Here is a 15,010-nt window from a genome sequence, read left to right as displayed (position 1 = left end):
ATCCCGAATCAATTTCATAACTCATTAAATTAAATTATATTGGAGGTATAACCATGCAAAATGCATCATCTGCACTTAAAGTAGCTGCAGGTATTTTTCTTACCATTGCACTGATCACGATTGTCGTTATTCTGTTTATTTCAGCTCAGGAAGCAACGAAGACGGCCCAGAACAATTTTGCCGATATCCAGACCGAGCTGTCACAGGCTGCTTTTACAGTGTATGACGGAACAACAATCAGCGGTTCCCAAGTGACGAATGCGCTTCGCAAGTTTGCAGGTAAAGATCAATTTGGTATCTATATTAGAACAGGTAAGAATCCACAAGGTCAATGGTATGGCTATCCTCTAAATATCAACTCCGACACGAATAATGGATACGGGGAAGTGGTTAATCCGGAGGGCGGAACTAGCGGAATATTAAACGACACGTTGAATGAGCGTTTGAACGAATATGTTAATCCTAGCGGCAGATTTAAAGCAACGGTTGTTAAGGACAACTCCAACGTAGTGAGAGGCTTGTTATTTGTACAGTCCTAAGCAGCTGCATTATTTGATTAGAGCAAGTATTTGGAGTTGTTTAATCACAGGAAGAAAGAAGGGATCGTGATCTTTGGAGAACATACGAGGACGATGCTGCATGTAGCTGTAGCCGTTACGACTTGGGTTGGAGCTTGCGTGCTTGCTGTATCTCTAATATCCACTATGGAAACAGCGGCTTCAGCAAGACACATTCATCAATCAGAGCAGGATGGGCGGATACGGACCATTCTTGGAGAAGCGGTAATGCCCAAGGTAAGCGGTGCTTATGTACGTAGCGCAATACAGTTTCCACAGGAGAACGTTATGCTATATGTTGACGGGAAGATTCCGGCTGAGGTCATTCAACTGAATGCCGGAGATCAATATAGCGTGGAATATATAAGAGGGCCTGCAGGCGAACTCAAGCAAATTCATTATCGAAAGGCGGCAGATGCTTTGTGATTAACAGTGTCTCCAAAATACTTGCAGCTCTGCTTGCCGTTCTGCTTCTCTATGTGTACCCGGCAGTTGAAGCAGCTGGAAGACAAGATGATCTGTCCCGGCTGACGACATATAACACAGTGACCAAATTTGTGGATGCCGTGCGGACGAAAGGGTATATTACGCCGACCATGTACGAGCAGTTCCAAGAAGAATTGGCGATTACCGGGAACACGTTTGAGGTTAAGCTTGAGCATATGCATAGAAAGTACGTTCCTGAATATACAGACCCAATGAATCAAGGGACGTTTACAGGAAAGTTCGAGGCAGTGCTTGATGGTTATTATGATGAACAGATCATGGGAGTTTTGTTTCCGGATAATGAGCTGTCTAGGAATGACCCAGCCAGAATATACAAACTTACAGCAGGAGATTTTTTTCGTGTAACTTGTATGAATACGAACAGAACGCCAGCTGACCTATTCAAGGAATGGTTACTGCTGGATCATGGAAATGGAAGCTCGATTCATGTAAATTACGGAGGGATGGTCATTAATGAGGATTACTGATTATGCCATCCTCTTCGTCCTCATTTTCTTTCCCGTATTCTGGTTCTATAGCTTGGGCATTAAGGAGGAAACTGATGCTGTTAGGCTGGAGCAGCAATATACTCAGGCTGTTCAGACAGCGGTTCAGGATGCAAGCAGCGTGATGAATCTAAATGAAGATCCTTTGTTTGAAACTAGCTATGCCTCATCCAAATTTACACGAGTAGATAAAGATCTCCTGCTAGATACCTTCATGCATACGATCTCCATTAATTTTGGTCTGGATGAGGATCTATCAGCACAAAGAGCTTTCTTGACCTATTTGCCGGCCCTGCTAGTCATTGATTATGACGGCTATTACATCTATCAGAGTGCTCCCTACACGAATCAGGAAGGCCAGAATGCAGAAGAACATTTATGGACTGAGAAAAAAATGTACATATATGCTGACGAGCTGGGGAATACGGTCCGATTTACTTTGGATGACTATGTATATGCATATGAGCACAGGACGGGCCAGTGGGTAGAAGGATATTTGGATGAAATACGAGCTCTTACCAGTATTCCACTTCTACAGGATGCTGAAGCTTTTGATCAAGTAAGAAGACAAACGATTGTCAGTGAGATTCAGGATGGGCTTGCGTACGCCATCCACATTCATAATGAGAAAGCCTTGAACAATGGTTACGCATATCAATTTACTTTACCGGTTATTCCGCAAGAGGAATGGTATAACACCATTGATGATGTGGGAGTGATGGCATTCATTCAAGGAATTCCGGTTGGAACCGGATATTATAACAATTATGCATTTTCGGGTGGAAGGCTGGTTAAGACGACTCCTATCGTAGGGGGAATTGATGCAGAGACAGGGATTAAATACTATTATCCAAGCACCTGTAATCTTGCTTTTGTGCCGATGGAACGATTTACAACGTCTAAGGAAGCGGCAGCTGCGGGTTATTTTGAACATGGATGCATTAATAATGCATATCGGTAGACAAGTAGAAAAATGGATTTTTTTATAAAAAATGTATATCAGTTTTCCGATAAAATACTAGAACCATAGCTATTTATAGTTAGAAATCGGAACAAGTATAGGCAGCTGGAGTATGATGACAACAATACATAATAGGAGTGATGTGTAAATGAAAATGCTAATGAGCTCATTATTAGCGGGAGCCCTTGTCTCCGTTAGTATATTAGGGAGCTCACTGCCAGTCAGTGCAGCTAACAGTAAGTTTAGGGATGTTCCTTCTACTTATTGGGCAAATCAATCCATTTATACTGCAGTGGAAAAAGGTTATTTCAAAGGCTATTCAGATGGTACGTTTCGTCCTAAAGCCAATATTACTCGTGCTGAATTCGCAGCGTTGATTGCAAGAGTGGCTGACTATGAAGGGGTTCAGAGTTCAGCTGATTTTTCGGATATGAAAGGTCACTGGGCAGAATCTGCGGTAAATACAGCGGTAGGTATGGGTTTTATCAAGGCTGCTGACTATCCTAACGGATTTCAGCCTGGAAAGGCTTTGACCAGGGAAGAGATGGCAAAATGGCTGAGCTCCGGACTAGCAGCTAATGATACAGAATACAAGCAGGCTTGGACAGATACCAAGACTACCGTTCTGCCAGTGAAAGAATACTTCCAAGGTCAGATCAGTCAGACGAAGGCTCCATTCATTGCGATTGTAATGGGGACGGGCCTAATGAAAGGGTACACCGATGGAACCTTTGGACTTACAAAGACGACAACCAGGGCAGAAGTATCTGCGATTGTCCTTCGTTTGGAAAATGTGCTTAGCAAATCGGCAAATTCGTTCGCAGATTTAACAGAGCTGCGCGCTGTAGGTACTGAGAAGTCTAATTTAGAATTAGTAACTCCGTTTACTTTTGGTAACGAAACGTTTGCGGATGCATCTGGTAAAAAATTCACTTTCAAGAATGGAGCAGGAAGTTTAGTTTTTCATAGGGCAATAGCAGTTAACGCTCAAAACTGGGGCAATAAACAAAGTATTTACTCAGATGTTTTTGTCTCAGAAGAAGATAAAATGATGGTCAATAAAAAAGGATTATATCCAATATATATGCAGCTAACAATTTATCCGAAAACTAATAATTTTAATGCGACACATTATAGTAACTCAGGTGCATTATTGTTAAGAGGAGCGACCATTTCCAATGGATTGCCATCTAAATATGGATACGAAACCCTACCAAATGAAGAAACAGCTCAATATTTTGCAAAGCATAAAAGCGGCATTACTATATGGGTTGTTCGTTATTTAACAGATGACACATTAACGAACGTAAGAATGGACGATAGGACGTATGTTAGATTGGTCAATAAGAAATAGTCGAGGGCATTATTATGAGGAAAATTCTAATATTTCTTTCTTCATTTTTTCTTATCTCAGTTATAAATACTAACCCTGCATTTGCTATATGGGAGAAAGGTTATCCAGATGTCGACGGTGTTGAGGCAACCCTGGTTCCTGACAATGCTGATAAACCAAGCTATAGGGAACAAACACTAAAGGTAAAGGTTACTGGAGCTAGTGAACCCAATCCAGGAACATGGTGGACTCAAGGGGATGGAGAAAAGTGGTCTGCGGTAAGAAACCAAGGTGACAGAGTAGAGACTACAACAGTGGGGAAAGGCGATACAGCTTTTCCCTTCGCTGAAAAATTCGTGACAGACAAAATTAATACTAGAGACTATGCACCAAGATCTCTAGAAGATATTAACGGTAATCCTTATCAAATAGATTATGTGAACCAATTAAAGCTAGAGGATGTTTCCTATGTCAATGCAGATAGCTACGCATATGAAGGTGAACCTACATGGGAAGAAGGAAGTCTGTTTGCTGTTATTAGTACCAAGACAGGTAAGCTAGCTGAGAATTCACGCTACTATGAACATGCAGAACGACATGATTATGGTAGAAGACCAGACGGAAGCTTGAAATATCAAGTTCTATACGAAACACCTTTACTCATTGATTACACCGGATTCATCAAAGAAATTAAAGAACTAAAAGTCGAAGAAGACATGACCATGGCCGTCGACGATAAGAAGCCACTCTACGCCAAAGTTAAAACAACCCAATATGATGGTTCGGAATCAAGCTGGGTGGATGTTTCTTATCGTGACAGTGTGAAGTGGAGCTCGGATAATAAAGGTGTAGCAACTGTAGACGCTGCTGGCAGGGTTACCGCAATCAGTGAAGGAACTGCTCGAATAACAGCGATTTGGGATAGTGAAGAAGGCCCATATCATCTATATGATTATGCCACAGTAACGGTTGGTGAAGATCCAGATAATGAGACTGAGCAACCAGGGGGTCAAGCTGCGTGTACATATACGATTAATCCGCCTTCACAAGGCTCCACCCCGACAACGACTTTTATGGATCCTGGGGCTCAAGGTCATATTCTAGCGGATGACGACGCGAACGGTATGCATTTTGATGCAACCATCGGAATTCCCACTTCAGAGTACTTATACGCCAATGCATGGGCTTATCATTATTTATACCAGCATACGTTTGGGCAGCAGAGAGGTACGATTACTTACGATTGTAACGCAGAGGTTACCTATGTTCTAAAATGGGAGGAGGCTCAGGACCCTGTGCCTGATGAGGAAGGGAATATGGTTGAAGTACCTCCTGAACCAATGTCCGTATCAGAAACGGTCAATTATGATTTCTCATTTGAACGGAATTATTCTTATTGGACTGTGAATAACCTAGCAGTCTATGGAATTAATCAAGCGACAATGTCCAACTATGCATTACCGGGAAAGACTGTTACGTTAAGTCCCAATGGATATACTCTACCTTCTGTAAGCTTGGAGAGGTCCGAGAATGTAGAGGAACATGTCATTCCAAAAGACAGCGGCGATATTAGCTATACCCCAGATGTAGTGAATGGCGGAGACAGTAAACCTTCACCGCCTGATGATACTTCTACACTGCTTGGACTGGCTGAAGCTCAGACTGGACCACCTAATGTGAAAAATGATTCTCTCGATTTTACTTGGAAAGGGACAACCACCAATGTTATGGATGGGGGTACTGTGAGTCAAGATGGACCTAACCCGACCCAAATACCTCAAGCACCCAAGATCAGGTCCTACAAGGATAGCGGAGAGACAATATTGTATGAAGATCAGCTTCTCATTAGCCAGAGCTTGCTGAATGAAGCAGATAACCCATCGTCTGGAACCATCGACTATACACTCATTCAGCCTGCGGTGGGAGGTGGAGGAACACAGAGCTTTCCCATTAACCCAATCAATGATGTGACCGTACATACTCCTGTTGTGAACTACTCCTTAGTCTCGGACGATCAGGCGCATAATCAGAAGACGGAACCGAACAATGATCGTGCGGCCTTAATTCTGGAACGTCCGTTTAGTGTGAGAATTCCAACGGAAGGTCAGCACACGAGTTATCCTGGATACGGCGATCGCAACTATGCGAAGTATTATCGGATTAAGCAGGTGAAGTTTCCATTCGATGTCTTTAGCCAGGACAAATCTCACTTTTATCCGCAAGGCACATGGATCAATGTTCCGGTAACGCAGCTGGATACTACATTTTATCTTCCTGTATGGGTAGACGAAGGTGACTATCAGGTTGAATTCAGGAATATCGCGGAAAATGCACCTTCGAATTATAATGCTCAAGATGAGCCAGATGCCAACCTGAATCTTGTGCATCATATTGCAAGTGATGAGGTGTCTGTTGAAGTCATTGGCCGGCTGTACGATTTTCGAATAACCGATATTGCAGATTACAGCTGGGAAAATGTGTTCCGAACAACCGAAGGGAGCAGCACTCCAACAGGCGTCTCTTATTGGGTAGGAACTCTGGGTATTGATGGTGATCCGAGAGGTATTGAGGAGAGGTTTACGACACCAATTCGTCCGGGAAGCCATCCCATCGAAGGGCACAGAAATGTGGCCATCAAGACAGGATATCACTTCAAATTTGACTTCAAGACCAAAGGGAACATGTTTGGCCCTGAAGATGGGATTCGGATTACTCCGAGTTTCTATTTCGTAACGAAGGATGGACAGAATAGAGTTCCTGTGGATCTCTATTACCATACGAAGGAACAGAACTTCGTCCAGATCGGATCAGATGAAGATCAGGTTCAGCGTTATGTCATCCTAAACGAACGACTGCGGAATGTGCCAGCAGTACAGCTCGAGGATACGGCGAGATATAAATATTATCATGATGGAAGCATTCATACAGAAATGATTACCGAGAATGCATACCAGAACTATTATCAAACGGTATCCACCAAAATGAAGACGCTCGTCGGCGGATGGGATCTGCTGATGCTTCCAGAACAGCTGCGGACCTTTATTGGCCCTAAGACGAATATACCGACAAGCGCTAGTAGTGATGTGCTTCGGGCAAATGCCTCCATTCAGCAGTGGTATGGTGAGTATAGCCTCCCTGCCGAGCCATATGTGGTGAAACAAGGAACGAATATCGCTGAATATGCACGGACTAATGGAGGATTAGACAAGAATTCACCACTCTTCCTTACGGACGGGTATATTATTGTAAACTTTAATCTTGAATCGATTCAGGCAGGAAAGGTCGGAGATCCGCATTTGCAATATATTCATGCTCCTCTAATGAATCAGTGGGAGATGGAAGGATACCAGAATAGGGTCTTCGATGCATACGGCCATGCCTTTACCTTACTGGACGGAGATATTGTGTTTTATCATGCGGATCGATCGAGTCGGGATGATTTCAGCCCACAGGTACCGCATTAATTCTAACAGGAGAAGACCCGATCCCGGGTCTTTTTTTCATACATTATCCCATATCCACCTTCAGGCTGTCTCCATTTAGCTTCATTTCTAACATAGAGCGTTGGTTAAAATGGAGAGAGTATTCTATTTTTGCTCTCACTCCCAAAATCTTAGTATCAGTGAGTCTTCAAATTATGCTAATATATCATATTAGATGGATTGAACTTGTGATATTACAGCAAGCAGCAATGATTGCTTAAGTTCTCGTCCTCATTGAATTTTGGATTAAATAACAGAGACTAAAGGCTAAAGCCATACAAGATAGGGGTAACTGCATTATATGAGTTTATTGACTGTAGAAAATGTCAGCCACAATTTTGGAGATCGCACATTATTTAAGAATGTTTCCTTCCGTTTGCTGGCAGGAGAGCATGTGGGATTGGTCGGTGCGAATGGCGTAGGTAAATCAACGCTGATGAATATTTTGACAGGACAGCTGCTGAAGGACAGCGGCAAAGTGGAGTGGACACCGAAAGTCCGTTATGGATACCTGGATCAGCATACCAAGCTGACACCGGGCAACACGATTCGTGATGTTCTGAAGGATGCATTCCTGCCTTTGCTCGAGCTGGAAAAAGAGATGATGGTCATTACCGAGAAGATGGCAGATGCATCTCCAGAAGAACTAGAGCTGCTGCTTGAAGAGATGGGTGAGATTCAGGAGCAGCTGGATATTGGCGACTTTTATTTAATTGATGTAAAAGTAGAAGAGATGGCCAATGGGCTCGGCCTGAATGCGATAGGTCTTGACCGGGATGTGTCTGCCCTAAGCGGTGGACAGCGGACGAAGGTACTATTAGCCAAGCTGCTCCTAGAGAAGCCGAATGTTCTTCTCCTGGACGAGCCTACGAACTATTTGGACGTTGAGCATATTGAATGGCTGACTCGTTATTTGAAGGATTATCCATACGCATTTATGCTGATTTCACATGATACCGAGTTTATGAATCAGGTCGTGAACGTCATCTATCATCTCGAATTTGCGAAGCTGACACGTTATTCGGCGAACTACAACAAGTTCCTTGAGATGGCGGATATCAACAAGAATCAGCATATTGATGCTTACGAGAAGCAGCAGGAATATATTAAGAAGCAAGAAGATTTTATCCAACGCAATAAGGCTCGATATTCAACCTCAGGACGGGCGAAGAGCCGTGAGAAGCAGCTGGATCGTATTGATCGCATTGATCGTCCTGAGGAAGCGGCCAAGCCGGTGTTCGGTTTCAAGGATGCTCGCGCAAGCGGCAAAACCGTATTTGAAGGCATCGATTTTGAGATTGGTTATGATTATCCGCTGCTTCCCAAAATGACAATGACGATTGAGCGGGGAGACAAGATTGCGATTGTCGGATGTAACGGCGTCGGTAAATCTACGCTTCTTAAGACGATTCTCGGAAAAATCCCTGCGCTCAGCGGGAAGACCTATCTAGGAGATTTCCTATTCCCGGCTTATTTCGAACAGGAAGTCCGTCCTGGCAAAATTACGCCAATTGATGATGTATGGAATGAATTTTCTCATTTGAACCAGCATGAAGTGCGTGCTCATCTTGCGCGCTGTGGTCTTAAGAATGAACATATTACAAGACCGCTGAACATGCTGAGCGGGGGAGAACAGGCGAAGGTGCGTCTATGCAAGCTCATGATGCGAGAGACGAATTGGATTCTATTCGATGAGCCGACCAATCACTTGGATGTTGTAGCCAAGGAAGAGTTGAAGCGTGCACTGAAAGAATTCAAAGGGACTGTATTGCTCGTTTCCCACGAACCGGATTTCTACGAGGATTGGGTAACCAAGACCTGGAATGTAGAAGAATGGTCAGCTAAAGTTTAAATCATAAGTAAAGTTGAGACTTAGGAAGAGGATCAAAGGTTTTTTTCTTAAGTACTTCTTCAAGAGAGAGTCTTAGATAATAAATGTCTTAGGATTATTGCTTTCCAAATCCTTGCTTATGTGCTAACATATTCAACGTAATTCTACAACTGAATAGTATTTTCACTAGGGGGGCCGCGCGTAAGCGGCTGAGATGGAATGAATCGATTCCGGACTCTTTGTACCTGATCTGGATTATACCAGCGTAGGGAAGTGGGAACTGATAGGAGGCATGTACGTAGGCTTCGTAATTCGACGAATGCGATATTTTGCGTAAATCTTATCCATCAGTAGTTGCATTTCTAAATGTAATCATGACCACTTCCTTTTGGGAGTGGTTTTTTTGTTGCTACGGCTGCGCTAGGAAACATGTGAGGCTTGTATCCACCACTTATTCATCTGTTCCAAAAAGGAGTTGATCTGTCATATTAGTGTCTGAATTTGAACTGCATGTGATCTCATCTCACTCCCCATCCTCCGCTGACTGGATTCAAGTATTCTCTAAAATATGGCCATATGCGACCGCCGTACATATCCGAGATAAAAAGTGCACGGTTAAGGAAATCGAGCAGTTTATTGATATCCTGGCGCTTAATCAGATTCCAATGAGTAGATTGGGACTGAATCGTCAAGCGGAGCTGGTATGCAAGTATGGCGCAGCCATTCTCCAAATCGGGGTGAAGGAGCTTCATCAGATCCAGTATCTCAAGAACTCAATGACAAACAGGGGGATGTCAAAAACACGAATTGGGGTTTCTGTCCATTCCCTACAGGAGGCACAACAGGCCGAGCACCAAGGAGCCGATTTCATAATGTACGGTCATGTTTATCCTTCCTCTAGTAAGCCGGGTGCTGCTCCAAGAGGAATTGCCTCATTACGGCAGGTCTGTACAGAGGTACATGTTCCGGTCATTGCTATTGGAGGGATCAAGCCGACACATATTCATGAAATTGTTAATGCGGGTGCATCAGGTATTGCTGTGATATCAGGAGTGATGAATGCAGCCGATCCACTTGGTGCAGTGCTCGAATATCATAATGCACTATGTCGTTATAGAGAGGTCAAGTAAATGAGGAGGACGGATATGCAACATTACGAACAGAACGTCGATACCAGTCGCAGGTCAGAATTTATCGTGGTGGGCGGGGGCATTATCGGTTCAGCCATCGCTTATTATTTGGCGCGGGATGGTAAGGATGTTCTGCTGTTGGAGGGAGAACGTATTGCATCTGGAGCTTCAGGAGCTGCCGCAGGCATGCTGGCCCCGCATTTAGAATCCTTCTCGACTCCTGCCCTGAAAAACTTGGCTGAACGCAGTCTTGAGCTAATCCGATCACTTGTAGATGATTTATCCATTTCAACTCCTATCGATGTCGCTCTATGCAGTGCAGGATTTGTCTCACCGTTTAAGGATCTTCCTAAGAAATCAATGAACATAGGTCAACAAGAATATTGGAATCGATCCAGGCTTAGAAGTGAAATTCCAGCGATCTGTGACCAAGCCGAATGCGCTTATTATTATCCCGATCAGCTTCAGCTGTTACCGGGCCAATTAAACAGAGCTCTCATTGATGCTGCTAGAGCCAAAGGAGCGCGTTATCTGGAACAACAGCCAGTGGTTTCACTAGATATCCAGTGTGGCACCGTTCGTGGGGTTGAGACATTAACAGACAGTTACTCCTGTAATAACGTCATTATCGCATCAGGACTCGGACAGGGTATGGGGGATGTGCTGTCCAATTTGGGAATAAATCTTCCTACAGTGCCTGTCAAAGGTGAAATCATTGCCGTTTCCTTACCTGAGATCAGATTGGATTATACCATTTATACGCATGATGTTTATCTTGTGCCAAAGCCAGGGGGAGAAATATGGATTGGGGCGACGAGCATTCCTTTTAATCATGACAAGAGGGTATCCATAAAAGGAATGCTTCGGCTGCTTCACGAGGGAAGCATGTGGATTCCGCAGCTTGAACACGCTGCTTATACTCGTTCCTGGGCAGGACTCAGACCGCAAACGATAGATGGTTTGCCTTATATCGGACAATACAAAGGAGTTACAGGACTATACATTGCAGCCGGGCATTATCGTAATGGAATTCTTCTAAGCGCAGTAACAGGAGAAATTATTAGCAGACTTGTAGCAGGTGAGAGTGAAGAAGAGCTCGGAATTACCGAGTTCTCACCTATGCGAATCTTGGAGAAGGGCAGGTTGGTTCATTGAAGCTAGTCATTAACGGACAACATAAACCAATTGATGATTCAGTTATCACAGTTAGCGATCTAATAGATTCCCTTGAATTAGGTGTCAAAACGGTCGTGGTTGAGTGGAATGATCAAATATTAACGAAAGATTTACATTCCACTACAAAGCTTGCAGATGGTGATAAGATCGAGATCGTTCATTTTGTGGGAGGCGGTTAATGATGTTGAACATTGGAAGTTATAATTTTCGTTCACGGCTGTTATTAGGTACTGGAAAATTCGATGATCTGTATGTTCAGCGCAAAGCGGTAGAGATCTCTGAGTCGGAAGTGCTTACTTTTGCGGTACGCAGACTGAATCTAGACAAGAAGGATGAGCCGCATTTTCTGGATCATCTCGACTTATCCAAGTATACGCTGCTGCCCAATACTGCTGGAGCAAGAACGGCGGAGGAAGCTGTAAAAATAGCCAGACTCGCAAAAGCTTCTGGACTATGTGATATGATTAAGGTAGAAGTGATCGGGGATCAGATTACACTTCTGCCAGACCCACTGGAGACCTATAATGCCTGCGAAATACTGCTTGCAGAAGGATTTATTGTACTGCCATACATCTCAGATGATGTGATGCTTGCAAAAAGATTACAGCTATTAGGTGTTCATGCGATCATGCCGGGTGCATCCCCAATAGGCTCAGGTCAAGGTTTAAATAATCCAAGAGCACTGGAGCTGATCATTGAACAGGCGGTTGTTCCTGTTATAATTGATGCAGGTATTCGATCTCCTCGTGATGCTTCCTATGCAATGGAGCTTGGGGCGGATGCTGTGCTGCTGAATTCCGCAGTTTCTGGAGCAGGAGACCCTGTGAAAATGGCGGAAGCGATGAAATATGCCATATGGGCGGGAAGGAAAGCCTACGAGTCTGGAATGATCCCGGTCAAACGCTACGCATCGGCAAGCAGTCCGATGGAAGGGATGATTCATAAGTGAATAGATCGCAAAGTACAGAAGATTTAAGCGCAGCTGCAAAAGCAACACCTGATCGATACTCGAGACAGGAGCTATTCGTGCCATTCGGCAAAGAAGGACAGCAGAAGCTGAGTAACAGTAATGTGGTCGTTATAGGAGCCGGGGCGCTTGGAACTGGAATTGCAGAAACGCTGGTTCGTTCAGGTGTAGGTCGTTTAACTATAGCAGATCGAGACTATGTTGAATGGAGCAATCTCCAGCGACAGCAGCTGTACAGTGAAGCAGATGCAATATCCCGTCTTCCTAAGGCAGTCGCTGCCAAGAACAGACTTCGTCATATTAATTCTGAAGTAAATATTGATGCTCATGTTATGGATGTAGGCGCAGAGGAATTAGAAGAACTCATCATTGGCTCAGATTTGATAATGGATGCCACGGATAATTTTGATACTCGGCTGATCATCAATGATATTGCTCAGAAGAACAACAAGCCCTGGATTTACGGAGGTTGTGTCGGCAGCTACGGTATTACATATACCATTTTACCTGGAGAAACCCCTTGCTTGAATTGCTTGCTGGGTGAGGTCCCGCTTGGTGGTGATACCTGCGATACGGCAGGAATTCTTCCACAAGCAGTCCAGATGGTTACAGCGAATCAGACAGCAGAGGCGTTTAAGCTCCTTACCGGAAACTATGATGCGCTAAGGAGAAAGCTTCTCAGTTTTGACATGTGGCGTAATGAATATACCACGATAGGTGTTGATTTGGCGAAGAATCCGAACTGCCTATCCTGCGGGCATCAGCGAACTTATCCTTATCTTAGTGCAGCAAACACGGATCGATCAGATGTGTTATGTGGGCGGGATACCGTACAGATTAGGCCTGCACGTAGAAGAGAGCTTGATCTTCAAGAAACGGCTGATCGTTTACGCAGCCTAGATCAAGGCAAAGTTGAGGTGAATCCTTTTCTTGTCTCTTTTCAGCTAAAAGAAACGGTTCGACTGGTCATATTCAAGGATGGAAGAGCGCTGGTTCACGGAACGAAGGATATATCGGAAGCAAGAACGATTTACCATCGATATTTTGGCTGATAAAAAGGAGTTGCACAACAAAAATCCATTCGTTATCGAATGGATTTTTGTTGTTGAACTCAATCCTTGCTCTGTACTACAAGCAGAATACCTTCCTTAATTGTTATTGTCCCTGTTGTGTCCACAATTTGATTACTGATACCGAGTGAGTCCCCGATTGACAGAACAGCATTGGATAGAGGGTACATAAAACCATCAAGATCAATACCGCGAACCTCAGTCGTTAAAGGGAGTATAGATACGTAGTCATATTCACTCTTATGTAAAGTAATACGAGAATCCGTTGCAGTAATCAGGTTGTTTCTGTTTAGAATACTGCAGCGTACACCCTGCTTGAGAGTTTTGGATAAGATCTGTATATTCGCCAGCGTGTGGTCGAGTCTTGAACCTGTTGCACCAAAAATAACAATTTCTGCTGGATCAAAGGAATAGGCATATTTGAGGGCAAGCTCTGTATCAGACAGATCCTTATCGATGGGATCACACCTGACGACTTGATGACTATTTTCTTCAATGCATCTATATTGCTCTTCTGATACAGAATCAAAATCTCCAACAGCTAAATTAAGTGTGAGATGCTGATTTACTAAATACCAAGCACCGTAATCCGCACCGATTAAGATGTCATCTGCATTCAGCTTCTCAATATATTCCTCATGAAGATCCCCGCCTGTAAAGATGGCAACTCTAGTGTTGGGCATTTGGCCACTTCCTTGCTACTTGTTGTTCATTTCTATTGAGTATAGTCCACAAATAATAGTTGCACAAATGGACGGCACTTGACTACAATGGTACAAGTGTAAATATGACCTAATGAGTGAGGTATAGATGGCAAGTGGAAATGAATGTGTTTGAGATTTTTAGTATTATCGGAACGATCGCCTTTGCAATGTCTGGTGCCTTCGTTGCAATGGAGGAAGATTATGATATATTAGGTGTCATCGTTCTCGGTATGGTGACGGCATTTGGCGGCGGAGTCATACGAAATATATTGATTGGCGTACCCGTGACTACATTATGGAGTCAAGGAACGTTTATTATGCTGGCTTTGTTTTCCATTGCGATTGCTTTCATTCTCCCAAATCCATGGATCGGCCATTGGAAGAAGACAGAAATATTCTTTGATGCTATTGGATTGTCGGCTTTTGCCATTCAGGGCGGACTCTATGCTGCTGATATGAATCATCCCATCAGTGCAGTAATTGTAGCTGCAGTGTTGACCGGGATTGGTGGAGGAATTATTAGAGATCTGCTGGCTGGACGCAAGCCGCTGGTTCTCAGAGATGAAATATATGCGGTGTGGGCTATTTTGGCAGGGCTGATGATCGGACTTCATATTGCGGACAGCACCGTGAGCTTGCTGATTTTGTTCGGTGCGGTTGTCTTTTTCCGTATGCTGTCCGTTCACTATCGATGGAGGCTGCCGAAGCGTACGCTACAGACTGTAGAAAAAGAAACTTCGGTAGCACCAAACAAACAACACACTTTGAATAAATAATTGATTTGCTGGCTATATCCTCCTGCACAAT

Annotated in this window: 14 protein-coding genes and 1 riboswitch; of the genes, 13 read left to right on the top strand and 1 reads right to left on the bottom strand. The window is 43.8% G+C overall.

The window, feature by feature from the left end:
- Positions 1 to 53: 53 nt before the first annotated feature.
- The 12 genes from BM415_RS10550 (at position 54) to BM415_RS10495 (ending at position 13,481) form a co-directional block, all read left to right on the top strand.
- On the top strand, positions 54 to 539 hold the full coding sequence (locus BM415_RS10550; protein ID WP_091157679.1) for an ABC transporter permease: 486 nt from the start codon (positions 54 to 56) through the stop codon (positions 537 to 539).
- A gap of 66 nt (positions 540 to 605) precedes the next feature.
- Complete coding sequence (locus tag BM415_RS10545) at positions 606 to 983, top strand: hypothetical protein (RefSeq protein WP_091157676.1); 378 nt, start codon at positions 606 to 608, stop codon at positions 981 to 983.
- Positions 980 to 1,531, top strand: a complete 552-nt coding sequence (locus tag BM415_RS10540; protein ID WP_091157673.1) for a hypothetical protein — start codon at positions 980 to 982, stop codon at positions 1,529 to 1,531. Before BM415_RS10545 ends, BM415_RS10540 begins: the two co-directional genes overlap by 4 nt.
- Positions 1,518 to 2,510: a hypothetical protein gene (locus tag BM415_RS10535; protein WP_091157670.1), complete on the top strand. Its 993-nt coding sequence runs from the start codon at positions 1,518 to 1,520 to the stop codon at positions 2,508 to 2,510. Before BM415_RS10540 ends, BM415_RS10535 begins: the two co-directional genes overlap by 14 nt.
- A gap of 148 nt (positions 2,511 to 2,658) precedes the next feature.
- Positions 2,659 to 3,864 carry an S-layer homology domain-containing protein gene (locus BM415_RS10530; protein WP_091157668.1) on the top strand — a complete coding sequence of 402 codons (1,206 nt, stop codon included), beginning with the start codon at positions 2,659 to 2,661 and terminating at the stop codon, positions 3,862 to 3,864.
- A gap of 14 nt (positions 3,865 to 3,878) precedes the next feature.
- On the top strand, positions 3,879 to 7,307 hold the full coding sequence (locus BM415_RS10525; protein ID WP_091157665.1) for a DUF5704 domain-containing protein: 3,429 nt from the start codon (positions 3,879 to 3,881) through the stop codon (positions 7,305 to 7,307).
- Positions 7,308 to 7,626: 319 nt separating this feature from the next.
- Positions 7,627 to 9,177, top strand: coding sequence for an ABC-F family ATP-binding cassette domain-containing protein (locus BM415_RS10520; RefSeq protein ID WP_091157664.1), 1,551 nt, complete (start codon positions 7,627 to 7,629; stop codon positions 9,175 to 9,177).
- 157 nt (positions 9,178 to 9,334) lie between these two features.
- A riboswitch (TPP riboswitch) is annotated at positions 9,335 to 9,445 on the top strand.
- A gap of 202 nt (positions 9,446 to 9,647) precedes the next feature.
- Complete coding sequence (locus tag BM415_RS10515) at positions 9,648 to 10,286, top strand: thiamine phosphate synthase (RefSeq protein ID WP_170862427.1); 639 nt, start codon at positions 9,648 to 9,650, stop codon at positions 10,284 to 10,286.
- Between the two features lie 15 nt (positions 10,287 to 10,301).
- A complete protein-coding gene (locus BM415_RS10510) occupies positions 10,302 to 11,441 on the top strand; it encodes an NAD(P)/FAD-dependent oxidoreductase (RefSeq protein ID WP_170862426.1) in 1,140 nt (379 codons plus the stop codon).
- Positions 11,438 to 11,641 (top strand): sulfur carrier protein ThiS, encoded by a 204-nt coding sequence (gene thiS / locus BM415_RS10505; RefSeq protein WP_091157655.1) that lies wholly within the window; start codon positions 11,438 to 11,440, stop codon positions 11,639 to 11,641. Before BM415_RS10510 ends, thiS begins: the two co-directional genes overlap by 4 nt.
- A 2-nt stretch (positions 11,642 to 11,643) precedes the next feature.
- The gene (locus tag BM415_RS10500; RefSeq protein WP_091157653.1) at positions 11,644 to 12,411 is read left to right on the top strand and encodes a thiazole synthase; all 768 of its coding nucleotides are present in this window, start codon (positions 11,644 to 11,646) and stop codon (positions 12,409 to 12,411) included.
- Positions 12,408 to 13,481 (top strand): thiazole biosynthesis adenylyltransferase ThiF, encoded by a 1,074-nt coding sequence (locus BM415_RS10495; RefSeq protein WP_091157651.1) that lies wholly within the window; start codon positions 12,408 to 12,410, stop codon positions 13,479 to 13,481. Before BM415_RS10500 ends, BM415_RS10495 begins: the two co-directional genes overlap by 4 nt.
- A gap of 59 nt (positions 13,482 to 13,540) precedes the next feature.
- Here the strand turns inward: BM415_RS10495 and BM415_RS10490 are convergent, their stop codons facing one another.
- Positions 13,541 to 14,182 carry a thiamine diphosphokinase gene (locus BM415_RS10490; RefSeq protein WP_091157649.1) on the bottom strand — a complete coding sequence of 214 codons (642 nt, stop codon included), beginning with the start codon at positions 14,180 to 14,182 and terminating at the stop codon, positions 13,541 to 13,543.
- Positions 14,183 to 14,322: 140 nt separating this feature from the next.
- Here BM415_RS10490 and BM415_RS10485 point away from each other — a divergent pair, with 140 nt between their 5' ends.
- Positions 14,323 to 14,979 (top strand): trimeric intracellular cation channel family protein, encoded by a 657-nt coding sequence (locus BM415_RS10485; protein WP_091157647.1) that lies wholly within the window; start codon positions 14,323 to 14,325, stop codon positions 14,977 to 14,979.
- Positions 14,980 to 15,010: the final 31 nt, after the last annotated feature.

The sequence above is a fragment of the Paenibacillus sp. 453mf genome (genome assembly GCF_900116105.1).
In the GTDB taxonomy this organism is placed as follows: domain Bacteria; phylum Bacillota; class Bacilli; order Paenibacillales; family Paenibacillaceae; genus Paenibacillus; species Paenibacillus provencensis.
The sequence above is the reverse complement of the archived record's forward strand: the minus strand, read 5'-3'. Positions and strand labels throughout refer to the sequence as shown.